The organism is Sphingobium sp. L-44, assembly GCF_056859495.1.
In genome coordinates, this window is the sequence record NZ_JBSXOQ010000113.1 from 17,446 (window position 1) to 40,114 (window position 22,669).

Here is a 22,669-nt window from a genome sequence, read left to right on the forward strand (position 1 = left end):
CATGACGGACGAAGCCCCCCATCTGCTGACGCAGGAACAGGATGGCATCCTCATCGCCACGCTGAACCGGCCGGACAAGCTCAATGCCCTGTCGGCCGAGACGATGGCGCTGTTCGAGGCGGCGCTGATCCGCTTCCGCGACACGCCGGACCTGAAGGTGATGCTAGTCCGATCGACCGGCCGCTATTTCTGTTCCGGCGCGGACATGAAGAGCGGCGGGTCGCCCAGGGACTATCCCCGCACGCCCAGCGGCATCCGCGAAAATCACCGGCTCCAGCTCAACGGGATGCAACGCATCTATGACGAGATGGAGCATGTGGAAAAGCCGATCGTCTGCGCCATCCACGCCACCTGCGTCGGCGGCGGGCTGGAAATGGCGCTGTCCTGCGATTTCCGCCTGGCGGCCAAATCGGCCGCCTTCTCCTTCCCCGAAGGGCTGTTCGGCGTGCTGCCGGCCTCCAACGGGGTCAGCCGACTGACCCGCATCTGCGGCCCGCACTGGGCGCGCTGGCTGATCATGGGCAATCAGAAGGCCGATGCCGACCGCGCCCTCATCATGGGCCTGGTGCATGACGTGATGCCCGACGAGGGCTTCGAGGACGCGGCCCTCGCCTTCTGCCGTCACCTCACCAAGCAGAATGGCGAGCAGATGGGTGCCGCCAAGATCGCGATCGAGCTGGCCGCCGAAGTCGGCCCGTCCATGGGGCGCCATGTCGAACGCATGGCCAATAGCGCACTGATGCTGAACCCCGCCTATCTGGAGGGGATGGAACGCTATCTGAAGGGCATTGGCGGCAAGAAGGAATAGGAGTTCGTTTGGAGAAATGCGCCTCCGGCGCATCGGCACCAGCCCACACCCCCACCCGGCCTCCCAGACATGGTATCCTGATGGGAGGCCGGGTGGGGGTGTGGGCTGGTGCGGCAATCCGGCTACGGCCGGATTTTCCAACACATGCCAAGCGCCTTCATCCATCCACACACTTATCCACAGCTTTTCCCACAGATAGGCGTGGGAAAAGCTGTGGATAACTTCTGTCGATAAGCCTGTGGATAAGTCGAACGCGCGCCCGCCTCAGGCGCGCGCGTCGCGCAGCATCGCGCGATAGTCGCGGATACCCAATTCCATCAGCCGCGCCTCGGCCCGCAGCAAATGGGTGCGCGCCAGCGGATGGGGCGAATGGAGGATATTCTGCAGCGCCATGTCGGTGGTGACGGTGACGACACGCTCCAGCCCGGTCATCAGCGCAGTGCCCATGCTGAACACCGGCGATCCGGCCTCTTCGCTGCCGCCATCCATCTGGTCGACCAGCAGCCGCATCACCGGCTGGGCGGCATGGACGCGATGCAGCATCATCCGCTCATTCTGGCGATCGGCCATATTGTTGCGCAGGTGGAGCAGGCGGGAGTGCTTGACCCAGAAGCCATGATAGGCGGTGACGAAGGCCAGCGCCTTCTCCCCCAGTTCCTCCTCGCTCCATCGGGGCCGCAGCAGGCCGACATAGTCGGCCTCGGCCGTGGCCATCACCGGCTCCAGCACGGCGAGCAGCAATTCGGTGAGGTCGGAGAAATAATTATAGAGCGACGTCATGCCGAGCGAGGCCTGGCGCGCGACTGCGCTCAGCGAGATTTCGACATCCACCGGCCCGGCCAGCAATTCGTTGGTCGCCGCCAGGATACGTTCGCGCGTGTCGCGCCCCTTGCGACCCAGGCGCTGGCCATTGAGATTATGGCTCAGCGCCTTGGTGGCCCGTCCCCGGCCCTTGGGTTCTGACGGCCCGTCCGCCGCAATCGATGCCTTTGCCGTCAAAACCCGTCCTATCCATGCCCCGTCGCGCGCCTCAGGCGGCGCGCCAGGCGATCAGCTTGGTTTCCAGGAACTCCTCGATCCCTTCGAGGCCCCATTCGCGGCCTACACCACTGGCCTTGTAGCCACCGAAAGGCAAGTCGCCGGCGATGCACATGCCGCCATTGACGCTGATCGATCCGCTGCGGATCTGCTTGGCGACATTGATCGCCCGGTCAAGATTGCCCGAACTGACGCCGCCCGACAGGCCATAGCTGCTTTCATTGGCGATGCGCACGGCATCGGCATCATCCTCGAACGGGATGACCACCAGCACCGGTCCGAAAATCTCTTCCTGGGCAATGCGCATGTCGTTGGTGACGTCGACGAAGCAGGTCGGCTCGATGAAATAGCCGCCGCCCTTGTCCGGCCGCGCCTTGCCGCCGGCCAGCAGGGTCGCGCCCTCGGCCTGGCCGATATCGACATAGGACAGCACCCGCTCCATCTGCCGCTTGGAAATGACCGGCCCCATGATGTGCTGGGGATTGTCGAAATCGCCCCAATTGTCGCCGAAGCTGGCATAGGCATGCTTGAGGATCGCCTTCGCCTCCTCATAGCGGCTGCGCGGCACCAGCAGGCGCGAATGGACGGCACAGCCCTGGCCGGCATGGAAGACCAGCATGGTCTGGGCGACGTCCATCGCGAAATTGGCAGAATCGTCGAGCACGATCTTCGCCGACTTGCCGCCCAGTTCCAGGAACACGCGCTTCAGCGTGGCGGCGCCCTGTTCCATGATGCGCTTGCCCACGCCGGTCGATCCGGTGAAGGAGACAAGGTCGACGCGCGGATCGGTGACCAGCATCTCGCCGGCCAGTGCCGGGTCGCTGCCGAAAACGACATTGATGACGCCGGCGGGGAAGCCCGCCTCCGCCGCCAGTTCGCCGAAGATCGCGCCCATGCCCGGCGTGTTGGGCGCGGGCTTCAGGATCACGGTGCAGCCAGCCAGCAGCGCGGCCACGACCTTGCCGACATTCACATAGAGCGGCACGTTCCACGGCGTGATCGCCGCAACCACGCCGACCGGCTCATAGACCGCCTTGCGCAGGCTTTCGAAGCCATAGCCGATGCGGCCGCCATAATCCTTTTCCCATTCCAGCTTGGGAAAGACGGCGAGATAATCGTCCCAGCCGTCGAGCGCCATGTCGACATGGGCACGGCCGACCGCGCCCATGGCGGCACCGGCCTCATGCCGGGCCAGATCTGACAGCCGTTCCTTGTTCGCCTGAAACAGGTCGCGCAGCTTCGTCACCAGCGCGACGCGCAGGTCGACATTGGTCGACCAGTCGGTGGCGTCGAAGGCGCGGCGGGCGGCGACGATCGCGGCCTCGACATCGGCGGGCGAGGCATCGGCGGCGCTGCCGACCGGCTCGCCGGTCCAGGGGCCGATCACCTCAAAGGTCTTGCCGCCTTCGGCACCGCGCAGCACGCCGTCGATATAGAGCTTGGCTTCGGGAAGAGTGGCCATGATCGCCTTCCTGTGGATAACTTCTGTGGATGTTGTGGATAAGTCGCCCGGTCAGCGCTTGCGCGCGCTCAGGGCGACCGATCCGATGTGCAGGTCCGCCGGCATGTCGAGCACGGCGCGGAAGACGTCGGTGACCGAATTATAATGGCTGATGCCGCGCTCGCGCAGATTGAGGCCGACCTTGGCATTTTCCTGGGCGAAGCGGATCGCGACCTCCATCGGCCAGCTGCTGCCGGTCTTGGTTTCGTCCATCATCATGCCGGCCTGGACCACGGTGACGCGCACGCCCTCGGGCTCCAGTTCGCGCGCCCACATGTCGGACATCAGTTCCAGCCCCGCCTTGCCGCCGGCATAGAGCCACAGCATCGGCATTTTCAGCGGCACGGATTCGCTGGTGACATTGATGATATGGCCGCCCCCGCGCAGCAGCGGCAGCGCCTCCCGCGCACAATGGATCGGGCCGGCGACATTGGTGGCGAGCGATGCTGCGATCTGCTCGTCGCGCACCTCGGCCAGGGTGAAGGGTTCGTAGATGGCGGCGTTGTTGATCAGCACGTCGACCTTGGGGTGGCGCTGCGCGATCGCGGCAAAGGCGGCGCGGACGGAATCGGGATTGCCGACATCGCATGCCACCGCGAAATGGGGTTCGCCCAGTTCCTGCGCGACCGCCTCGACCTTCGACAGGGTGCGGCCCAGCAGGATGACGGTTTCGCCATCGCGCGCGAACCGCCGCGCCAATGCGCGTCCCAGCCCGTCGCCCGCACCGGTAATGACGATGACCTTGCTCACCTCTCGCTCCACCTGTTCTTTTCAAACTTCATGCTAATAGCGCATGGCTTCTTCGGCCGGGCAAGGCCATGCCGCATCGTGCTTGCGATGGTTCCCGCCCTCAGCCCGCCGGCCGCGCGAAATCGGCCGGATAGACGGACAGGTCGCCATCATAGGCGATGCCGCCGGGCCAGAAGCGGGCGCCGCTGACCCTGGCGAAATAATGGACCGTGCGGGCGAAGGAGCCGGCCGAGGAGCGCGGCTGGAAGGCGACGCCGCTGGGGCTGACGCCGCGCGCGCGGGCGCTGAAATCCTTGACCGTGAACAGCAGGTCGTCGGTCTGCTGGGCGCAGAAGACCAGGTCGCTGCCGGGACAATAGCGGCGCGGCTCGACTTGCAAAGGCGACAGCCGGCCGCGCTTCATCGCCACCTTGCCCGGCACGCGCGTCACTTCGGGGCCATGAACCGTGTCATACCAGTGATGATATTCCGCCTCCCGCCCGGCGACGAAATTGGCGAGGATGATCGACACCCCGGAAAAGGGCTGGTCGGCCTGATGATTGGGGCTGGCGACCCAGTCCGAATACATCGCATAGCTGTGGATGCGCTCGCTTTCGTCGCTGTCGTCGATCAGCCCCGCGTCGCGCACATCGGCCAGCAAGGGCGCAAGCGCGGGCAGGTCGATCTCCGGCGCGGCATAGTCGAACTCATAGACCGACAGGAAGCGCCAGGGCTGGGGAATGTCGGGCATGATCTGCTGCGGCGTGACTTCATAGCGATCGGCCGACCGAAAGCCGCGCAGCCGGGCCAGATCCTTCTGATGCGCGCCGTCGAACCAGCGGGCATAATCCTCCGCGCGGCCGGCCGCGACATTGTGCAGATGGATGGTGGTATACAGGCTCATTCCTCGTCCCCGGCTGCCCGGCCGGCTGGTCCCGACCCTGTGTGCGGCGGCAATCCAGCATGGATGCCCCGCACATACCAGAGTCGCCGGCCAATGATCGCCGGGGCATTGAGAGGCGGGCGCGAATTGACCCTGTCGGCAGCGCTCCGCATCCTGGCGCCGCAATCATGCCGGAAGGACGCGTGATGACCGACCCCGTAGCCGCGCCCCGCTTCGCCCTGTTCCGCGCGAAGGATGCGACCGATTTCGAGGAAAGCGGCCTGATGGCGACGGTGCCGCCGACGCCGATCGAGATGGCAGGCTCCATCGCCGCGGTCGAGGCCGGCATGCTGGAAGGCACGCGAGTGAAGCTGCTCTTTTCCATGCCGGGCCTCAGCCTCACCCATGCCTGGTTCCGCAGCGGCTTTCCGCTGCCGCGCCACAGCCATGATGTCGACTGCCTCTATTTCATCCTCGCCGGATCATTGCGCATCGGCACGGAGGAACTGGGCGCGGGCGACGGCTTCTTCGTCGGCGCCAACGTCCCCTACACCTATGTCCCCGGCGACCAGGGCGTCGAGGTGCTGGAATTTCGCGGCGCCGACAGCTTCGACATCAGGATGCTCGCCAACAACCGCGCCTATTGGGACCGGGCGGTGGCGCAGGTTGCGGCGCAGCGCACGCATTGGACAGGCGAGACGCCGCCATCGGGCCTGTCCTTCGGACCCGAGCCCGGCGGCGGATAGGGGCGATCAGCCCCGGCCGTTTGCCGCCTCATGCGCGGCCAGGCGTCGCCCGGTCACCAGCGTCTGGCCGACGAACAGGATGATCAGGATCACCCCGACCGTGCCGACGAAGATGTCGAAGCCGGACCAGCGCCCGAACAGGCCGGGCTTGTCGCCCAGCACCATCATCATCACCGTCAGCGCGATCAGCATCAGCCGCAATTCGGTCGGGCCGGCCGACAGATAGGAGAGCTTGAACTCCCCCAGCACGCGGGCGGAGAGATAGGCGTGGATCGACAGCAGCAGATAGCCGGCAAGCGCCACAAGGGCGACATCCATGGTGACATAGGGGCTGAGGCCGATACCGGCGAGGATCAGCAAGGTCACCAGTCCATCGCAGCTATGGTCGATGAAATAGCCATAGGAGGGCCGTTCGATCCGGCGGTAGCGCGCCAGGCTGCCATCCATGGAATCGCCGAACCACTGGATGACATAGCCTAGGATCGCGAGCAGCAGCCAGGATGCACCGACATTGCTGGCGGTATAACCGATGAAGGTCATCAGCGCGCCGATCAGCCCCAGCAGGGTCAAAAGGTCCGGCGTGACCTGTCGCGGCATATGCGCGCACAGCCAGGTGAGAAGCTGGCGTTCGGAGCGTGCCAGGAAATTTTGCTGGATGCGGTCCAGCGTCGTGGCCGCATCATGTCTTTGATCTGTCATGATCCCTTATCGAGGAGATATGTGGCGCGGACAAGGCAACATCCTCCACACATGACGACAGGGTGCCCGCCTTCCCGTTCAGGCCGGTGGCGCCTTCATGTCGATCGCCAGCCGGGTGAGACGGGATCGGGCGATCCGCCAGTGGCCGTCTTCCCGGCGATATTGTTCATGATAATGGCCATGGCCGATCAGGCTGCGGCCATCGGGCCAGACCAGATGGTCCTGCATCGCCCAGATGGCGGTCGCTGCATCGCCGTCTATGACGATTTCGGGCGAATGGACATGATGGACGGTGCGCGCGGCGTCGATCGAGGCGCGGACGCTGGCGATCGCATCGTCGCGTCCCTCCAGCAGCGGCCCGCCCGATCCGGTCGCGTCGAGCCGGAAGTCGGGCGTGAACAGCGCGGCAAAGCCGTCCCAATCCTTGGTATCGAGCAGGCGACAATAGCGCGCCTTCACATTGGCGATGGCCAGCCAGCCGGCAAAATCGGGCGCGGCCATCAGAAACGGAAACCGCGCATCTGGTTGCCGCCGTCGCACAATATCACCTGATTATTGATGAAACTGCCCTCGTCGGAAGCGAGGAACAGACCGAGATTGGCGATATCCTCGGCCGTGCCCTGGCGCTTGACCGACTGCATGCCCTTTAGCCGTTCCCAATTGTCGGCGGCAACGCCGTCCTGCGCCGCCTCGGTCGCCATCAGGCCCGGCGCGATGCCGACGCAGCGTATCTCGTCCTGGCCGAACTGCATCGCCATCGCATGGGTGAAGATGTTGAGCGCGGCCTTGGTGATGCCATAGGCAGTGGCCGGGTTGTAGCTGGCCATCGACGACTTGTTGATGATGACGCCCTTCGCCTTCGCCAATGCCGGCCGCAACGCTTCGGCCAGCAGCAGCGGTCCGATGGTGTTGACCGCGAAATAATGCTGCCACTTGGCCTGACCCAGGCCGAAGAAGCCGCGCGCAATCTCGCCCAGATGCAGGCCGGCATTGTTGATCAGCACGTCGAGCCGGTCATGGACGGCCAGCACGTCGGCGGCGAAGGCCTGGATATCGGCTTCATCGCTCATGTCGACGCGGTGGACGGTGGCAGTCACGCCAAGCTGTTCGACCAGCGCCTTGCTCTCGGCCAGCCCCGCGTCGTTGATGTCGGCCAGGATCAGATGCGCGCCCTCGCCGCCAAAGGCGAGCGCATAAGCGCGCCCCAGCCCCGCCGCGCCGCCCGTTACCAGCACGGTCTTGCCCGCGAAACGTCCCGCCATCCTTTGCCTCCTATTCTGGTTGAAACCCTATCGCCCGCGCAGATAGGCCATGGCGGCGCGTGCAGCCGCCAGCCCATCCTCGGGATTATCGACCTCGACATAGCCGGTCGCGCGGGTCAGCCGGGCGATACGCGGCATCAGCGCGGCATAGCCCATCTCGCCACGGCCGGGCGTGACCGCATGGTCGGTGATCGCCGTGCCATGGTTCCGGTCGATATCCTTCAGATGCATCGATACCACGCGCGGTCCCAGCGCCGCCAGCAGATCGAGCGGCGCCACGCCGGCATACCAGGCCCAGGCCAGGTCGATTTCGAACGAGAGCAGGTCCGGCGCGATCTGGCTGGCCATCAGGTCGAGCGGCCGGTCGCCGTCAATCGGCATCAGGTCATACCAATGATTATGATAGGCGAGCGTCAGGCCGGCCGCCTTCGCCTTTTCACCCAGCGCCGCGAGCTGCGGGATATAGGCGTCGAGCGCGGCGCGCGTCGTCTGTCCCAGCGTGCGGCTGGCGATGAAGATCGGCGCAGTGGTCAGCGCGACGATGTTCGCGCCGATTGCCGCCGCCTGATCGAACTGCCGGTCATAGTCCGCGCCGCGCACGCCGAGCCGGACCACGCCCACCGTCATGCCCGCGTCGCGCACCATGCGGGCCTTGTCCTGAGCCGTGGGTTCGGACGGGTCGTTGGCGACATAGGAAGCGAGGCGGAAGCCGAACCGGCCATAGCCCATTGCCGCCACCGCGCGCAGCGTGCCGGCATAGTCGCGCGCCAGTTCCTTGCGCACGGTCGTGTCGGCCAGGCCAAGCGTCGATGCGCCGCGTCTCGCCGCCGCCTGGCCCGGCAGCACCAAGGCCGCGCCACCGCCCAGCAGAAGCGACCGGCGACCAAGGCATTGCGGCGCCCGCAAGTGCCCGGCCGGTTCGGTCACGCCGCCTCGACCTCCAGCCGCTTCACCACCAATGCCTTGAGATCGGCGGTCTTGATCTTGGCGCTGCCAGTCAGTTCGAGATCGCTTTCGGCAAAGAAGAGGACGCGGCGAGGCACCTTGAAGCTGGCCAGTTGCTCCCTGGCAAAGCCGCGAATGCGCTCCTCGTCCAGCGCCGCATCTTCATGCGGGACGATGCAGGTGACCACCAGTTCGCCCAGCGTCTCATGCGGCACGCCCACGGTCTGGGTCACCTTCACCCCCGGACAGGTCTTGATGACGCTGTCGATCTCGATCGGCGAGACATTGGCGCCACCCGTCTTGATGATGTCGTTGAGCCGCCCTTCCCAGTGCAGCCGCCCTTCCGTGTCGAACCAGCCGCCGTCGCCGGTGCGGAAGAAGCCCTCGCCATCGACCGAATCATCGAGCGGGATGCCGACATAGCCCAGCATCAAGGTCGGCCCCTTGACCGCGATCTCGCCCCGTTCGCCGAGCGGCACGACCGCGCCGGTGAGCGGATCGACGATCTTGAAGATATTGCCGGGCAGCGGCGCGCCATGGCTGCCGGCGATCCGTTCTTCGGGCGTGCCCGACGGGAAGATCGAGCTGATCGTGAAGGTTTCGGTATTGCCATAGGCGGCCATCGGTTCCTGCCAGTCGGTGCTGACGGTCGGATGGCGGCCGAGCGGATTGGCCGGGTTCACATAATAGAGCGCGGACAGGTCGACATCGCCCCAATTGGGTGCGGCTTCCAGCTGCGCCCATTGATGCGGCCAGGCGAAGGCCATGGTCGCCTTTTCCGCTTCCATCAGGCTCAGCGCTTCCGCCGGCTGGAAGGTCTGTTGCAGGATCAGGCTGCCGCCGCCGGTCAGCGCGCCGCCGATCGCCATGCAGAAATTGCCCGACCAGAAGAAGCCATTGGCCGACCAGGCGCGCGCGTCGGGCTTGGCCTGCAGGAAGCGTTTCCAGCGCCAGAGCTGCAAGGTCGGGCCGCGATGGGCGCTGATGATGCCCTTGGGCTTGGCGGTGGAGCCGGAGGAGAAGAAGAGCACGCCCGGATCGGCCGGCATGACGGTGGCGGCGGTTGCGTCGACCAGCGCCTGATCGACCGCGTCACCGCGCGCGAGGAAGTCGTTCCAGCCCTCGATCCGGCCCATCGCTCCGTCGACGGCGGCGAGATGGCGCAGGAAGGGGAAGCGGGTGGAGACGAGCCGGCCGTCGCCCGCGAAACCGATCGCCGGTTCCAGATCGGCGAGGATCGCGCCGAAATCCTTCTTGAGGACATTACGCTCCAGCAGCAGAACGGAGCAGGCCGAGGACTGGACCAGATGGTCGAGCTCGGCCGGGGTCGAGAAGGTGCTGAGCGTCGCGGCGACGCCGCCGGCGAGCGCGACGCCGAACACGGCCGAAAGGAATTCCGGCCGGTTGGTCATCAGCACGCCGACGCGCGTGCCCTTGCCCACGCCACAGGCGACCAGCGACCGGGCGACCGCATTGGCCTGCGCCCACAGATCGTCATGGCTCCAGCGGACCACGCCTTCGGGCCCGTGGAAGACCAGTGCCTCCCGCCCGGCATGGGCCTGCGTGACCTCACGCAGCCAGCCGCCGAGCGTCAGCGTGCCCAGGCCCTCCTCATCAGCAAGAGGCGGGCCGGCGACGATCGAGAGCGCAGCCATCGGCTTAGCGGTTGACGTCGACGATGACGCGGCCGCGCACCTTGCCGGCGAGCAGGTCGGCGGCGACGCCGATTGCGTCGCCCAGGCTGATTTCCTGCGCGATCACCTCCAGCAGCGCCGGGTCGAGATCGCGGGCCAGCCGCGCCCAGGCGGCGAGGCGCACGGGCTTGGGCGCCATCACGCTGTCGACGCCAAGCAGGCGCACGCCGCGCAGGATGAAGGGCATGACGGTTGCCGGGAAATCGGCGCCCTGGGCAAGGCCACAGGCCGCAACCGCACCGCCATAGCGGGTCTGGGCACAGGCATTGGCGAGGGTGAAGCTGCCGACCGAGTCGACCACGCCGGCCCAGCGTTCCTTCTGCAGCGGCTTGCCCTTTTCCGACAGTTCGGCGCGGTCGATCACGCCGTCGGCGCCCAGCGTCTTGAGATAGTCGCCCTCGGCCGACTTGCCGGTGGAGCCGATCACGGTGAAGCCCGCCTTCTTGAGCAGGGCAACCGCGACGCTGCCGACGCCGCCGGTGGCGCCGGTGACGAGGATTTCGCCCTGGTCCGGGGTCACGCCGGCCTTCACCAGCGCCTCGACGCAGAGCGCCGCCGTGTAGCCGGCGGTGCCGATCGCCATCGCTTGGCTGGGCATGAAGGCGCTGGGCAGCGGCACCAGCCAGTCACCCTTCAGCCGGGCAACCTGGGAGAGGCCGCCCCAATGGCCCTCGCCCACGCCCCAGCCGTTCAGCACCACCTTGTCGCCGGCCTTCCAGTCGCCATGGTCGGAACTGCGGACGGTGCCGACCAGATCGATGCCGGGCACCATCGGGAATTTGCGCACCACCGGCGAGGCGCCGGTGATCGCCAGGCCATCCTTGTAGTTCAGGGTCGAATAATCGACGTCGATGGTCACATCGCCCTCGGGCAGCTGCGCCTCATCGATCTGGGCGAGCGACACGCTCTGCTTGTCGTCGGTCTTTTCGATCAGGATGGCGGAAAACATGCGGTCGGTCCTTCTTGAAGAGAGAAAGGGAAATCGGGCTGCCTATCCCTGGGCAACCCTGGGGAGCGGCGCGAGCGGACGGCCGAGCCGCTCGGCAATGTCGGGGAATTTGTCGCTGCGCATCGATCCGAACATGCACAGGCGCAGGCATTCCTGGGCGAGGCGACGACCGAGCGCGCGCCGTTCCCCCTCTTCGCGCGCATGGCTGCGCGCCCAGATCGGCCAGAGAAAGGCGCCGGCCAGCATCAGCACCGACAGGACTTCGGCATCGACGCCGTCTTCGGCGAGATCGCTGTTGGCGAAGCGCTGGAGCGAACCTTCATATTCGCGCCAGAAGGGATCGGCCATCGGATCGGGCGAGGCCAGAAGCTGGAGCAGCCAGATGCGGCAAAGCTCGGGATTGTCCATCGCGAACAGCGCCAGCCGGTCGGTGGTGTCGGCAATGTCGACTTCCTCGACCCGGCGCTCGCCGATCGTCTCGGGATCGCCGAAGACCGAACGGAACATGCGCTCCGACACCCAGTCCGCAGTCGCCTCGATCAGCTTCTCGCGGGTTTCGAAATGCTGATAGGCGGTGCCGCGATTGACGCCGGCGAGATGGGCCACTTCCGACAGGCTGACGCCATCCGGCCCATCCTTGGCCAGCAGCGCACGGGCGGCTTCCAATATGGCCTCGCGGGTCGCCACGGGATCGCGGGCGCGCCTTTTCCGAATGTCCGTCATGCTGCCTCACCTAGGTTGATCGTTCAGAGCCTATAATGATCAGCCCTGTTGATCGGCTCCATCCCTGCCCGCTCCGGGGCCAGAGTCAATCGCTGCGGCCCGGCGGCCGCACCCTCATCGCTCCCGCGAAGGCCATGGCCCCAAACGCCGATCGGCCGGGCAACCCCTGGGGCTGCCCGGCCGATCGTCTGGCCCTTGGCGCGGATGGATCAGCGCGAACCGAAGGCGAAGCGCAGATTGACGCCAAATTCGCGCGGCGGGGTGACCGTGGCACCGGTATAGGTGCTGGTATAGGTCGCCGCCGCCGTGGTCGCGCCGGTCGCGGTGAAGCCGGTGATCTGCTGATAGCCGGTGAAGAGCGGGGTGGTCCGCGTCAGCACCTTGGTCGTGTCGAACAGATTTTTGGCGAACAGCGAGATTTCCCAGCCGCCATCGGGATCGCGGATACCGGCATAGAGATTGACCAGCGCATAGGCGCTGACATCGTCATAATTATTGCCCGGATCGCCCTTCGACTTGCCGTTATAATTGACGAGGCCACGGATGAAGCCGTCGGTCTTGCCCGAAATGGTCGTGTGGAACTCGCTCTGCAACGTGGCGGTGATCGGCGGCAGGAAGGCCGCGCGCTGGCTCACGGCGCAAGCCGACAGATTGTCGGCGCCCACAGCCCCCTGCAGCTCCGCCAGACTGGGCGCATTGCCGACCGGATCCGGGATGCCGTCACCGTTCAGGTCGTTGCACGGGATCGTGCCGTTCTTGATCTTGCCGAGCGAATAGCTGCCGGTCAGATTGACGTTCCAGCTGCGGGTGATGTCGAAGCCCAGTTCGCTTTCCACGCCGTTCACCTCGACCGGGACGGCGCCCACGAAGTTGAACGAGCCGACCTGCTGCGCGGTGCCGGTCACCTGGCCAGCCGCATTGCGGACGGCGACGGTGTTCACATAATAAACGCCGTTGTTGGGCACGCGATAGGGGAAGTTCTTGTACTTCTGGTGATAGGCGGTGACGTTGAAGCGCATCCGCCCGCCCATCAGCGTGCTCTTGAAGCCCAGCTCATAGGATTTGGAGGTTTCGGGCGGCAGGTCGAGGAAGGACCGCTCCAGCGCCGACGGCGCGATGTTGAAGTCGCCGACCACGTTGATGCCCGGACGGAAGGAACTGCCGGTGGCGGCATAGACCAGGAAGTCCGGCGTGAAATTATGCTTGATCGACGCGCTGTAGATCAGCTTGTCGGTATCCTGCGAGTCCGCGGCAATGGTGTTGCCGTTGACCGTCAGATAGTTGTTCGACTTATACTTGATCTGGCGCAGGCCGCCCGCCAGTTCGGTCGCCTCGCCGAAATGAGCGGTCAGGTTGCCGAAGAAGGACTGTTCGTGCGACTTGCCGGTGCGGTCGATCTCGGTCTGCACGACCGAGGCGATGCGACCGCCAAGCGCCGCAGGCAGGCGCACGATCGTCGGCGAGGTCAGGTGCGTCGGCGGGTTGAGCCGGTCGTCGAAGAAGCCGATGACATAGTCGAACATGTCGAAGACACGCTCTTCATTCTGCAACCGGATTTCATGCGAGGTTTCCTTGGCCACCGTGTCGGTGATCTGGTTGACGTCGCGGCCGATGAAGAAATTGCCATCGTCGACATTGTCGGTCGAATGGAATTTCTGCTTGGTATACATGCCCTGATAGATCAGGCGCTGGCCGGCAAAGGCCAGTTCCGACCGCCAGTTGAAGATGTCAAAGCGCTGGTTGATGATACGCGGCTGTTCCTGGATCGACAGGCGATCCTTGGCCGTGATCAGCACCGGGCTGGGCGTGGCGTCGGGATTGGCTTCGCTGAAGGAAATCGCCTGGTCATAGGTCCGCGCATCGCGGTCCATATATTGATAGGTGCCCTCCAGCTTCAGCCAGTCGGTCGGCTCGATCGTGCCGACGATGCGCGTGCTCTTGGTGCGCGACCAGGGGCTCGGTCCGCCGCTGATCGGGCGAACGCGATCGGCATCATCCTCGTTCCAGACGCCCGACACGCGGATGCCGGCGATCCCTTCGATGATCGGCAGGTTGAGCCCGCCCTTGAAGTTGAGCGTGCCGATATCGTTGCCGGTCCAGTCGATGAAGCCGCCAAACTGGTTGAGGTCGGGCTTGCGCGTGGTGATGGTGATCGAACCCGACGGCGAAGCGCGGCCGCGCAGCGTGCCCTGCGGCCCGCGCTGCACTTCGATCTGGCCGATGTCGTACATCTGCTGCAGCACGGCGCCCGGCGAGAGCGGCGCGTCGTTGAAGTAGAATTGGATGGTGCCGCTGTTGCCGCTGGCATTGGCGTCGAAATTCACGCCGCGCAGGCGCGCATTGCCGCCGATGCCATTGGCATTGTTGGTCAGTTCAAGGCCCGGCGCCAGCGCCTGGACTTCGTTGAAGGTGCGGATGTTGAGGTTGCCGATCGCCTGTTCGGTGACCGCGTTAACCACCGCGGGCACGTCCTGAATGTCTTCGCCGCGACGACGCGCCTCGACGATGATGATCTGGGCGTCGAAACCGGTGTTGCTGGTTGCAGCCTGCTCCTCGGGCGCCTGGGCAAGAGCCGGCGTCGCGATGGTGAGTGCCGCGACACTCGCGCCGATCAAATAATAGGCCGACATGCGATTCATAAGTGAAGCCTCCCCAAATAAACATCATGTTGACTATTGAGTCACCATTGATGCAGTGATCTTTTTTGCTTTGGTTGATTCTCGTTATGCCTGATATTGGCGGCCCGAGAAGCCCGGCCGCCTTGCAGATGGCGACATATCGCCATCGCGATTCCACCAGATCGTCACTGATCCGCCAGGCGATTTGCGCCTGCCCATTCCCCCTGCATGATCGCCAGCCGATGGCGCATGAGAGGGGAGAGCGCAATGGACATGCAAATGACGGGCAGGGTCGCGATCGTGACCGGCGCGACCGCCAATATCGGCCGCGCCATCAGCCTGGGAATGGCAGCCGAAGGGGTGAAGCTGGTCGCAGTGGGGCGCGACCAGGCGGCTGGCGCCCGGCTGGTGGAGCAGGCGATCGCCACCGGCGCGCAGGACGCCCATTTCGTGGCGGCCGACCTCAGCGATCCGGCCGCGCCAGGGCAGATTCTGGCGGCGGCCTCCGCGCTGGGCGAGGTCGCGATCCTGGTCAACAATGTCGGCGGCAATATCGGCGCGGGATTTTTCGTCGATTCCGATCCGGCGAGCTGGGCCGGCGACATCGACCTCAACCTCGGCACACTGCTGCGCATGACCCATGCGGCACTGCCCGGCATGATCGCGCGCAAGGCGGGCGCGATCGTCAATATCGGCTCCACTGCGGGCATCGTCGGCGACTATATGCTGCCGGTCTATTCGGCGGCCAAGGCGGCAGTCCACGGCTTTACCAAAGTGCTGGCGAAGGAAGTCGGGCCGCACGGCATCCGCGTCAATTGCGTCGCCCCCTATGGCACCGTGTCGCGCGATCCCGCCGCCTTCTCCAGCGGCAGCCGATTCCACCCCGATCGCAACTTCTTCGGCCGGGCCTTTGCCAGCACCAGCCCAAAGGACATGGAGAAGCGGTCGCGCCAGACGGTGCTGGGCCGGCCCGTCGCCTTTGCCGAGGAAGTCGCCTCACTCGCCGTCTATCTGGCGTCGGACCAGGCCGGCTTCATCACCGGCCAGGTCTATCCGGTCGACGGCGGCAGCCTGCTGTGAATCAGGCGTCGGGCGGGCCGAAGCGGAAGATCGTCATCTTGTTGCCGTCCAGATCACGGAAATAGGCACCGTAGAAGCCGTTGGGATCATCACCGCGAATGCCGGGCTTGCCCTCGCACTTGCCGCCCAGTTCGAGCGCGCGGGCATGGACCGCATCGACCTGTGCCCGACTGTCCGCCTGGATGCCGACCTGATTGCCATTGCCCGGCGTTGCATCCCCCTCGAACGGAATGCCGATCAGCAGCATGCCGCCCTCGGCCGTCTTGTAGGCGACCAGATCCGGCCGGTCATAGGCGCGCACCGCGCCCAGCAGTCCGGCAATGCCGTCATAGAATCGCTTCGCGCCGTCGAGGTCGCGGGTGCCGAAGCGGGCCATGCTGATCATCTGTCACTCTCCTTTACAGGCCACCCATGCCGCGCCAGCGATCGGCGCCCATCCACACATATTCGACATAATGGCCCAGCCATTCGCGCGTATCGAGATAGACGAATTCCAGCATGCCCGGCGTCCCGCCTTTCAGCACCACCGGATAGGGCTGATCCTCGACCCGCTCCATGAAGGCGGCCCAGTCATCTACCCGGTTGCAGATATGGTGGAAGACTAGCCGATCATCGGCGGGCAGCGCATCGCGATAGAGCGCCAGCACATCGCCCGAGATCGGCTGGATCAGTTCGAACTGCATGTCGTCGACCCAGACGAAGGCGAGCTTCTGCACCCCCTGCCCCTCGCCCTGCGGGGTCCAGAGCTGCACCGGCACCTCGATCTCCGACAGGGTGCGGATATCCGCCTGGTCGCGAAACTGGGCAACGGCCTTGTCGACATTGCGGGTGACATAGGCGTTCTGGAAATGATGACCGGTCAGCATGGCTCAGCCCTCCCGCGCGACGTCATAGCGCGACAGATAGCGCTCGAAATGCGGCGCCAATTGCTCCACCGACAGGCCATATTGGGCTAGCTTATAGTCGTGGCGACCGAACTTGCCCTGCGGGTTGTCGTCCAGCCAGGCCTGCATCGCGGCCTCCGCCTCCGGCGTGAAATCGTCGCCCAGCGCGGCATAGAGCCGGCGCATCGTCCCGATCGGATCGCTGGTGAGGTCGGCATAATGGACGTCGACCATGCTGTCTTCGCCCAGCCGCGCGCGCGCATCCATGATGCGGTCGGCATGCAGCTTCGCCTGATAGGTGCAATTTTCCGCCAGCCATTGCGGATCGACCCGGCCGGTAAAGGCCATCTGCCCCAGGCTGATGATCGAGCAGAAGCTGCCCATGGCGGTGTAGGGATCGCGATGGGTCCAGATGAAGCGGGCGTCGGGATAGATTTTGCGGATCGTCTCGATCCACAGGCTGTGGCTCGGCATTTTGAGGTTCCACACGCCCGGCGCATCGGCCTGCAGCAATTGCAGGAAGCGCTTGTGATATGCATAGGCCGACGTCATGTCGGTCGAGAACAGCCAGTCGCGATAATTGGGCAGCTTCCCCCGCGATTCCAGCGCCAGCGCCTTGAAATCATGCGCCATGAAGAAGATGCATTCATTGGGATAGACGGCCGAATTGCGATAATATTTGCCCATTTCCGGCCGGGCGGCGAGCATCGCCTTTTCCTGCTCAAGCCGGGCGATGGCACGCGGATCGCTCTTGAGCGTCGCGCTGGTCGCTGGCGGCACCGGTTCGTCAATCTCCCAGGTCAGCGGCGAGCGCCGGGCCGGATCGCAGGCCAGCAGATTGCTGAGCAGGGTCGTGCCGGTGCGCGGAATGCCGAAGACGAAGACCGGCCGTTCGACCGGCCATTCCAGCAGTTCGGGCCGCTGCGCCAGATAATCGGTGGTCCTGAGGCGATTGGACAGGAGGTCGACGACATTGGCCTCCATCCGGGCATAGCCGCTGTCCGACAGGCCGGCCTGGTTCGCGTCGGCCAGCAATATGTCCAGCCCTTCGCGATAACTGTCGGAATCGAAGCGATCTAGGCCGGTGGCCTTGATCGCGCGGTCGATCAGCGCGTCGGCAACCAAAGCAGCGCCCATGGCATGTCTCTCCTGATGTCTTTTGCCGCCATCATGGGCAGCAGGGCGATGCGCGCCAATGCTGCCCGATGAAGCGGCCCGGCCGCACTATCGATATCGGGCCATATCAGAAGCGCGCGGCCAGCCCCTATCGCGGGCGCGATGTCAGATGCTGGCGAAACTGGCGCGGCGTCGCCCCGGTGGCGCGGCGAAAGGCGAAGGCGAAGCTGGAAGGCGAGGCGAATCCGAGCGCGAAGGCGATCTCCTTGATGCTCTCGCTCGACCCCAGATAGCGTTTGGCGACATCGATCCGGCACTGGACGATATAGTCGCCGATCGAACAGCCCCGGCTGGCGCGAAAACCGCGCGTCAGTTGCCGCACCGACAGGTTGCACAGGGTCGCCAGTTCCTCCAGCGAAGGAGCCGCGCCGCCCAGTTGCAGCCGCTCGTCGATCCGCCGCAGCCGCCAGGTGGCAAGCCCCCCGGTCGCCGGTCCCTCGGCGATCGCCTGGCAATAGCGCGCCACCTCGATCGCCAGTTGCCCGGCGATCAGTTCGGTCAGCACGATGCTGCCCGGCCCCGGCCGGTTCACCTCCTCCGCCAGGCGGAACAGGCAGGCGCGCATATGCGGATGGGCGATGTCGAGGCAGGCGGCGAGCCGACTGTCGGTCCATTCGATCGGCCCGTCGAGCCAGCGGTCGATCGCCTCCGCCTTGATCTCGCACACAACCGAAGACTGGCTGCCCTGCCCTTCGGTCCGCAACCGCAAGGCCTGCCCCGGCGGCACCAGGAAAATCTCGCCCAGCCGCTCATAGCGATGCGGCCCCCAATGCTCGGCATAGCAGCCGCGCACCCGCTCGGGCCGGGGGGTCAGACACATGTCGAGCCAATAATGGCGCTCGCGCCGGAAAATGCGGTCGGTCGGCCCCGCCAGATCAAGCCGCATGATCCGCGCCTGCGCCAGCGGCACCGCAATCTCGGCCTCGAAAACCGACCTGGCATAGGATTCCGCCATCGCTCCCCCGCTCTCTGGCCATGTTTGGCCCTATCGCTGCACTATGGCTCATTCTCGATAGTCTGGTCAATTGCGTCGGCGCCGGAGTCGCCCCCATCCTTGGGCCATCAGGCAAGCCGCCAACGATGCGGCACCCTATGGAGAGAGATGAATGGCTAAGGGTCTTTTCGACTGCACGGGCAAGGTCACGCTGGTCACCGGCGGCAATGGCGGCATTGGCCTGGGCTTCGCCATGGGCGTCGCCAAGATGGGCGGCGACATCGCCATCTGGGCCCGCAACGCGGACAAGAACGAAGCCGCCGCTACCGCCCTGCGCGAAGCCGGCGCCGGCCGGGTCGAAACCTATCAGGTCGATGTCGCATCGGAAGAAGCGATCATCGACGGCTATGCCAAATTGCTCGCCGATTTCGGCCGGATCGACTGCGTCTTCGCCAATTCGGGCCGCGCCTCGCGCTCGCGCTCGGTGCTGACGCTGGATGCGGCGGAATGGCATGATCTGCTGGCGGTGAACCTGCACGGCGCCTTCTTCACCCTGCGCGAAGGGGCCAAGGCGATGGTCGCCCGCGCAGAAGCCGGCGAGCCGGGCGGCAGCCTGGTCTATTGCGGCAGCCTGTCGATGTTCCACGGCATTGCCGGCATCAACAATTATGCCGCGTCGAAGGGCGGCATGGGTGCGGCGGTGCGCGGCATGGCGGCGGAACTGGGCAAGTACGAGATCCGCGCCAACAGCATTGCGCCGGGCTATATCAAGACCGGCATCGGCGGCGATGGCGAAATGAGCGAGGAGATGAAGGCCCGCATGGCCGCCGTCGACGCGCATTTCTCGGCCAAGACGCCGATCCACCGCCCCGGCACGATCGAGGATTTCGAGGGCATCGGCGCCTATCTCGCTTCCGACGCCTCGCGTTACCATAGCGGCGACACGATCGTCATCGACGGCGGCAGCCTCGTCTACCCGCCCTACGCCTTCTGAGCCGATCGACGGAGCGCCCCGATGCACCTGCTCAACATCCATGATGTGAACGACGTCCGGCTCGACGCCTATCAGCGGCCCGAGCCGGGTCCGAAGGACGTCGTCGTGAAGATGAAGGCCTGCGGCATTTGCGGCAGCGACCTCAGCTATATCAAGAATGGCGGCATTCCCGGCCCCGGCAAGCTGACCGCGCTCGGCCATGAGGGCGCGGGCGAGATCATGATCGTGGGTGACGAGGTCACGGGCGTCAGCGTCGGCCAGAGCGTCATCATCAACCCGATGATGACCCCCAGCTTCATCGGCAGCGGCGGGCCGGAGGGCGCCTTTACCGAGGAACTGCTGGTCCGCGACGCGCGACTGGGCGACAGCCTGCTACCGATCCCGGACGGCATATCCTATGATGTCGCCGCCATGTGCGAACCGCTGTCGGTGGCGATGCACGGCGTCAACCGGGCGCAGGCCAGGGCGGGCGACAAGGTCGTCATCTTCGGCTGCGGCCCGATCGGCCTTGGCATGGTGCTGTGGGCGATCGACCGGGGGTGCCAGGATGTGATCGCGCTCGACCTGGCCGAGGAACGGCTGGAGCGCGCCCGCGCGCTCGGCGCCCACACGATCAATCCGGCGAAGGAAGATGTGATCGCCCGGATCAAGGCGATCCATGGCACCGCCACCGTGTTTGGTCGCGAGAAGGCGCAGACCGACGCCTATATCGACGCGGCCGGGGCGCCCTCCATCCTGTCCGACGTGATCGCCATGGCCAAGACCCATGCCCGCCACGTCATCACCGCCGCCTATATGAAGCCGATCGAGCTGCCCGCCGGCCCGATGCTGACGACGGAAATGACGATCACCACGGCGGTCGGCTATCCAACCGAAATGCCCGACGTGATCGCCGCCATGCCGCGCCTCAAGGACAAGATCGCGGCGCTGATCAGCCACAAGCTGCCCTTCGCGCAGGTGATCGAGGGGCTGGAGATCGCCGCCCGCCCGCAATCCGCCAAGGTCATGATCGAGTTCGAGGGAGCCGACGCATGAGCACGCAAGCCACCGAGAAGCCGCAGACGCCGCTGGGCGCTCTGGTGATGGCCGGACAAGGTCAGACCGACGCAGAGGCGATCACCGAGACCATCTTCATGGTGAAGGATATTTCCAACGCCTATCTGGTGACGACGGGCGATGGCGACCTGCTGGTCAATACCGGCTTCCTGGGCAATGGCGCGCGCAACAAGGGGCTGTTCGCCCCCCACCGCACCGGCGCGCTGAAGCGCATCATCGTCACCCAGGCCCATCCCGACCATTATGGCGCCCTGCCCGACCAGCAGGAGCCGGGCACGGAGGTGATCACGGGTGTCAATTTCGTTGACACCGAAGACTATTTCGACCGGCTCGGCCCTTTCCTCGGCATCCGATCGGGCAAGCTCTGGGCATCGATGACCCGGCGCGACGGTCCGCCGCCCAAGCCGCCGCGCATCATCCCCGACCGGATGGTCGAGACGGTCCATGCCTTTGAACAAGGCGGCCGCAAGTTCGAGGTGGTGAAGACGCCCGGCGGCGAGACGCTCTGCTCGGTGTTCGTCTGGATGCCCGAGGAAAAGATCATCTTCACCGGCAATCTGTTCGGCCCGGTGTGGCGCTCCATGCCCAATCTGGTGACGATGCGCGGCGACCGCCCCCGGCTGGTGCGCGCCTATCTCCAGTCGCTCGAGCATGTCCGGTCGCTGGAGCCCGAACTGGTCATCACCGGCCATGGCGATCCGATCCGCGGCGCAGACACGATCCGCGCCGATCTCGACCGGATGCATGCCGCCGTTTCCTATATCGAGCGCGAGACCATCGCCGGCATGAATGCCGGCCGGCATGTCCAGGATCTGATGCGCGAAATCACGCTGCCCGACGATATTCGCATCGGCGAATTCCATGGCAAGACCAGCTGGGTCGTCCGCGCCATCTGGGAGGAAAATGCCGGCTGGTTCCATTATGAGGATGGCACCACTGCCCTTTATGGCGTGCCGCGCCCGACCGTCTATCCCGACCTGGTCGAACTGGCCGGCGGCGCCGGGGCACTCGCCGCCCGCGCCCATGTCCATGCCGCCGCCGGGCGGCCACTGGAGGCGCTGCACCTGCTCGACATCGCGCTGGGCGTCGCGCCCGACCATGAGGCGGCGCTGACCGTCAAGAAGGCCGCGCTCGAACAATTGCTCGCCCGCAGCGGCGGCACCAACCTGTCCGAAACCATGTGGCTGAAGGCGGAAATCGCCGACGCCGAAAAGCGGCTCCCGGCCGCCTGACCCCCATTTCAGGAAGTACGATCATGGCACGCAGTCTGACCCATTTGGAGCGCCTTGAGGCGGAGAGCATACATATATTGCGGGAGGTAGTGTCGGAGGCGGAGCGGCCTGTGATGCTTTATTCGGTGGGCAAGGACAGCGCGGTGATGCTGCATCTGGCGAAGAAGGCCTTCTATCCCTCGCCGCCGCCCTTCCCGCTGCTCCATGTCGACACCACCTGGAAGTTCCGGGCAATGTACGATCTGCGCGACAAGGCGGCGCGCGACGCGGGGATGGAACTGCTGGTCCATCATAATCCCGAGGCGCAGGAACGCGGCATCAACCCGTTCGACCATGGCGCCCTCCATACCGACATGTGGAAGACGGAAGGGTTGAAGCAGGCGCTCGACAAGTTCGGCTTCGACGCAGCCTTCGGCGGCGCGCGCCGCGACGAGGAGAAGAGCCGCGCCAAGGAGCGCATCTTCTCCTTCCGCACCGCGTCGCACGGCTGGGATCCCAAGAACCAGCGGCCCGAGCTGTGGAACCTCTATAATGCCCGCAAGGCCAAGGGCGAGAGCATCCGCGTCTTCCCCATCAGCAACTGGACCGAGCTCGACATCTGGCAATATATCCAGCTCGAGGGCATCGAGATCGTGCCGCTCTATTTCGCTGCGCCGCGCCCCACCGTCGAGCGCGACGGCATGCTGCTGATGGTCGATGATGACCGCTTCCCGCTGGC

23 protein-coding genes are annotated in these 22,669 nt (G+C 65.4%); 7 read left to right on the forward strand and 16 right to left on the reverse strand.

Going from position 1 to position 22,669, the window contains the following annotated elements:
• Nucleotide 1: 1 nt before the first annotated feature.
• Nucleotides 2–808 carry an enoyl-CoA hydratase/isomerase family protein gene (locus AC13EK_RS18800; protein WP_069338571.1) on the forward strand — a complete coding sequence of 269 codons (807 nt, stop codon included), beginning with the start codon at nt 2–4 and terminating at the stop codon, nt 806–808.
• 264 nt (nt 809–1,072) lie between these two features.
• Here AC13EK_RS18800 and AC13EK_RS18805 read toward each other — a convergent pair whose 3' ends face one another.
• The 4 genes from AC13EK_RS18805 to AC13EK_RS18820 all read right to left on the reverse strand — a co-directional run bounded on the left by AC13EK_RS18805 (nt 1,073) and on the right by AC13EK_RS18820 (nt 4,980).
• Nucleotides 1,073–1,807: a TetR/AcrR family transcriptional regulator gene (locus tag AC13EK_RS18805; protein WP_069338573.1), complete on the reverse strand. Its 735-nt coding sequence runs from the start codon at nt 1,805–1,807 to the stop codon at nt 1,073–1,075.
• Nucleotides 1,808–1,838: 31 nt separating this feature from the next.
• Nucleotides 1,839–3,308 (reverse strand): aldehyde dehydrogenase family protein, encoded by a 1,470-nt coding sequence (locus AC13EK_RS18810; RefSeq protein WP_069338574.1) that lies wholly within the window; start codon nt 3,306–3,308, stop codon nt 1,839–1,841.
• A 51-nt stretch (nt 3,309–3,359) separates the two neighbouring features.
• Nucleotides 3,360–4,097: an SDR family oxidoreductase gene (locus tag AC13EK_RS18815; RefSeq protein ID WP_069338575.1), complete on the reverse strand. Its 738-nt coding sequence runs from the start codon at nt 4,095–4,097 to the stop codon at nt 3,360–3,362.
• Nucleotides 4,098–4,197: 100 nt separating this feature from the next.
• Nucleotides 4,198–4,980, reverse strand: coding sequence for a hypothetical protein (locus AC13EK_RS18820; protein ID WP_069338576.1), 783 nt, complete (start codon nt 4,978–4,980; stop codon nt 4,198–4,200).
• 185 nt (nt 4,981–5,165) lie between these two features.
• On the opposite strand from AC13EK_RS18820, the gene AC13EK_RS18825 reads away from it, so the two are divergent.
• Complete coding sequence (locus AC13EK_RS18825) at nt 5,166–5,705, forward strand: cupin domain-containing protein (protein ID WP_069338592.1); 540 nt, start codon at nt 5,166–5,168, stop codon at nt 5,703–5,705.
• 6 nt (nt 5,706–5,711) lie between these two features.
• Here the strand turns inward: AC13EK_RS18825 and AC13EK_RS18830 are convergent, their stop codons facing one another.
• The 8 genes from AC13EK_RS18830 to AC13EK_RS18865 form a co-directional block, all read right to left on the reverse strand.
• Nucleotides 5,712–6,404 carry a CDP-alcohol phosphatidyltransferase family protein gene (locus AC13EK_RS18830; RefSeq protein ID WP_017501849.1) on the reverse strand — a complete coding sequence of 231 codons (693 nt, stop codon included), beginning with the start codon at nt 6,402–6,404 and terminating at the stop codon, nt 5,712–5,714.
• A 78-nt stretch (nt 6,405–6,482) separates the two neighbouring features.
• Entirely contained in the window at nt 6,483–6,905 is a 423-nt protein-coding gene (locus AC13EK_RS18835) for a nuclear transport factor 2 family protein (protein WP_069338577.1), read from the reverse strand.
• Nucleotides 6,905–7,666: an SDR family NAD(P)-dependent oxidoreductase gene (locus AC13EK_RS18840; RefSeq protein ID WP_069338578.1), complete on the reverse strand. Its 762-nt coding sequence runs from the start codon at nt 7,664–7,666 to the stop codon at nt 6,905–6,907. Before AC13EK_RS18840 ends, AC13EK_RS18835 begins: the two co-directional genes overlap by 1 nt.
• A gap of 27 nt (nt 7,667–7,693) precedes the next feature.
• Nucleotides 7,694–8,593, reverse strand: coding sequence for a sugar phosphate isomerase/epimerase family protein (locus AC13EK_RS18845; protein WP_069338579.1), 900 nt, complete (start codon nt 8,591–8,593; stop codon nt 7,694–7,696).
• Nucleotides 8,590–10,266, reverse strand: a complete 1,677-nt coding sequence (locus AC13EK_RS18850) for a class I adenylate-forming enzyme family protein (RefSeq protein WP_483022323.1) — start codon at nt 10,264–10,266, stop codon at nt 8,590–8,592. Before AC13EK_RS18850 ends, AC13EK_RS18845 begins: the two co-directional genes overlap by 4 nt.
• A 4-nt stretch (nt 10,267–10,270) precedes the next feature.
• On the reverse strand, nt 10,271–11,254 hold the full coding sequence (gene acuI / locus AC13EK_RS18855) for an acrylyl-CoA reductase (NADPH) (protein ID WP_069338581.1): 984 nt from the start codon (nt 11,252–11,254) through the stop codon (nt 10,271–10,273).
• 42 nt (nt 11,255–11,296) lie between these two features.
• Nucleotides 11,297–11,977: a TetR/AcrR family transcriptional regulator gene (locus AC13EK_RS18860; protein WP_010336475.1), complete on the reverse strand. Its 681-nt coding sequence runs from the start codon at nt 11,975–11,977 to the stop codon at nt 11,297–11,299.
• Nucleotides 11,978–12,186: 209 nt separating this feature from the next.
• Nucleotides 12,187–14,616, reverse strand: coding sequence for a TonB-dependent receptor (locus tag AC13EK_RS18865; protein ID WP_069338582.1), 2,430 nt, complete (start codon nt 14,614–14,616; stop codon nt 12,187–12,189).
• Between the two features lie 246 nt (nt 14,617–14,862).
• Here AC13EK_RS18865 and AC13EK_RS18870 point away from each other — a divergent pair, with 246 nt between their 5' ends.
• On the forward strand, nt 14,863–15,675 hold the full coding sequence (locus tag AC13EK_RS18870) for an SDR family oxidoreductase (protein ID WP_069338583.1): 813 nt from the start codon (nt 14,863–14,865) through the stop codon (nt 15,673–15,675).
• A 1-nt stretch (nt 15,676) separates the two neighbouring features.
• Here the strand turns inward: AC13EK_RS18870 and AC13EK_RS18875 are convergent, their stop codons facing one another.
• The 4 genes from AC13EK_RS18875 to AC13EK_RS18890 all read right to left on the reverse strand — a co-directional run bounded on the left by AC13EK_RS18875 (nt 15,677) and on the right by AC13EK_RS18890 (nt 18,690).
• Nucleotides 15,677–16,060, reverse strand: coding sequence for a VOC family protein (locus AC13EK_RS18875; RefSeq protein WP_010336478.1), 384 nt, complete (start codon nt 16,058–16,060; stop codon nt 15,677–15,679).
• 13 nt (nt 16,061–16,073) lie between these two features.
• Nucleotides 16,074–16,541 carry a VOC family protein gene (locus AC13EK_RS18880; RefSeq protein ID WP_069338584.1) on the reverse strand — a complete coding sequence of 156 codons (468 nt, stop codon included), beginning with the start codon at nt 16,539–16,541 and terminating at the stop codon, nt 16,074–16,076.
• Between the two features lie 3 nt (nt 16,542–16,544).
• The gene (locus tag AC13EK_RS18885; RefSeq protein ID WP_069338585.1) at nt 16,545–17,696 is read right to left on the reverse strand and encodes a sulfotransferase family protein; all 1,152 of its coding nucleotides are present in this window, start codon (nt 17,694–17,696) and stop codon (nt 16,545–16,547) included.
• Nucleotides 17,697–17,823: 127 nt separating this feature from the next.
• On the reverse strand, nt 17,824–18,690 hold the full coding sequence (locus AC13EK_RS18890; RefSeq protein ID WP_069338586.1) for a helix-turn-helix domain-containing protein: 867 nt from the start codon (nt 18,688–18,690) through the stop codon (nt 17,824–17,826).
• Nucleotides 18,691–18,841: 151 nt separating this feature from the next.
• On the opposite strand from AC13EK_RS18890, the gene AC13EK_RS18895 reads away from it, so the two are divergent.
• The 4 genes from AC13EK_RS18895 to cysD form a co-directional block, all read left to right on the forward strand.
• Entirely contained in the window at nt 18,842–19,663 is an 822-nt protein-coding gene (locus tag AC13EK_RS18895) for an SDR family NAD(P)-dependent oxidoreductase (RefSeq protein WP_069338587.1), read from the forward strand.
• 21 nt (nt 19,664–19,684) lie between these two features.
• Entirely contained in the window at nt 19,685–20,698 is a 1,014-nt protein-coding gene (locus tag AC13EK_RS18900; RefSeq protein WP_483022324.1) for a zinc-dependent alcohol dehydrogenase, read from the forward strand.
• Complete coding sequence (locus AC13EK_RS18905) at nt 20,695–21,951, forward strand: MBL fold metallo-hydrolase (RefSeq protein WP_069338589.1); 1,257 nt, start codon at nt 20,695–20,697, stop codon at nt 21,949–21,951. Before AC13EK_RS18900 ends, AC13EK_RS18905 begins: the two co-directional genes overlap by 4 nt.
• Nucleotides 21,952–21,974: 23 nt before the next feature.
• Nucleotides 21,975–22,669, forward strand: a 695-nt coding sequence (cysD, locus tag AC13EK_RS18910) for a sulfate adenylyltransferase subunit CysD (RefSeq protein ID WP_483022325.1), incomplete at its 3' end; no start/stop codon positions are given.

Bases quoted from the DNA above. Each gene is read 5' to 3' on its own strand.
- AC13EK_RS18800 (WP_069338571.1), top strand. From the start codon at position 2: ATGACGGACGAAGCCCCCCATCTGCTGACGCAGGAACAGGATGGCATC.
- AC13EK_RS18810 (WP_069338574.1), bottom strand. From the start codon at position 3,308: ATGGCCACTCTTCCCGAAGCCAAGCTCTATATCGACGGCGTGCTGCGC.
- AC13EK_RS18820 (WP_069338576.1), bottom strand. From the start codon at position 4,980: ATGAGCCTGTATACCACCATCCATCTGCACAATGTCGCGGCCGGCCGC.
- AC13EK_RS18825 (WP_069338592.1), top strand. From the start codon at position 5,166: ATGACCGACCCCGTAGCCGCGCCCCGCTTCGCCCTGTTCCGCGCGAAG.
- AC13EK_RS18830 (WP_017501849.1), bottom strand. From the start codon at position 6,404: ATGACAGATCAAAGACATGATGCGGCCACGACGCTGGACCGCATCCAG.
- AC13EK_RS18835 (WP_069338577.1), bottom strand. From the start codon at position 6,905: ATGGCCGCGCCCGATTTTGCCGGCTGGCTGGCCATCGCCAATGTGAAG.
- AC13EK_RS18840 (WP_069338578.1), bottom strand. From the start codon at position 7,666: ATGGCGGGACGTTTCGCGGGCAAGACCGTGCTGGTAACGGGCGGCGCG.
- AC13EK_RS18850 (WP_483022323.1), bottom strand. From the start codon at position 10,266: ATGGCTGCGCTCTCGATCGTCGCCGGCCCGCCTCTTGCTGATGAGGAG.
- acuI (WP_069338581.1), bottom strand. From the start codon at position 11,254: ATGTTTTCCGCCATCCTGATCGAAAAGACCGACGACAAGCAGAGCGTG.
- AC13EK_RS18860 (WP_010336475.1), bottom strand. From the start codon at position 11,977: ATGACGGACATTCGGAAAAGGCGCGCCCGCGATCCCGTGGCGACCCGC.
- AC13EK_RS18865 (WP_069338582.1), bottom strand. From the start codon at position 14,616: ATGAATCGCATGTCGGCCTATTATTTGATCGGCGCGAGTGTCGCGGCA.
- AC13EK_RS18870 (WP_069338583.1), top strand. From the start codon at position 14,863: ATGGACATGCAAATGACGGGCAGGGTCGCGATCGTGACCGGCGCGACC.
- AC13EK_RS18875 (WP_010336478.1), bottom strand. From the start codon at position 16,060: ATGATCAGCATGGCCCGCTTCGGCACCCGCGACCTCGACGGCGCGAAG.
- AC13EK_RS18880 (WP_069338584.1), bottom strand. From the start codon at position 16,541: ATGCTGACCGGTCATCATTTCCAGAACGCCTATGTCACCCGCAATGTC.
- AC13EK_RS18885 (WP_069338585.1), bottom strand. From the start codon at position 17,696: ATGGGCGCTGCTTTGGTTGCCGACGCGCTGATCGACCGCGCGATCAAG.
- AC13EK_RS18890 (WP_069338586.1), bottom strand. From the start codon at position 18,690: ATGGCGGAATCCTATGCCAGGTCGGTTTTCGAGGCCGAGATTGCGGTG.
- AC13EK_RS18895 (WP_069338587.1), top strand. From the start codon at position 18,842: ATGGCTAAGGGTCTTTTCGACTGCACGGGCAAGGTCACGCTGGTCACC.
- AC13EK_RS18900 (WP_483022324.1), top strand. From the start codon at position 19,685: ATGCACCTGCTCAACATCCATGATGTGAACGACGTCCGGCTCGACGCC.
- AC13EK_RS18905 (WP_069338589.1), top strand. From the start codon at position 20,695: ATGAGCACGCAAGCCACCGAGAAGCCGCAGACGCCGCTGGGCGCTCTG.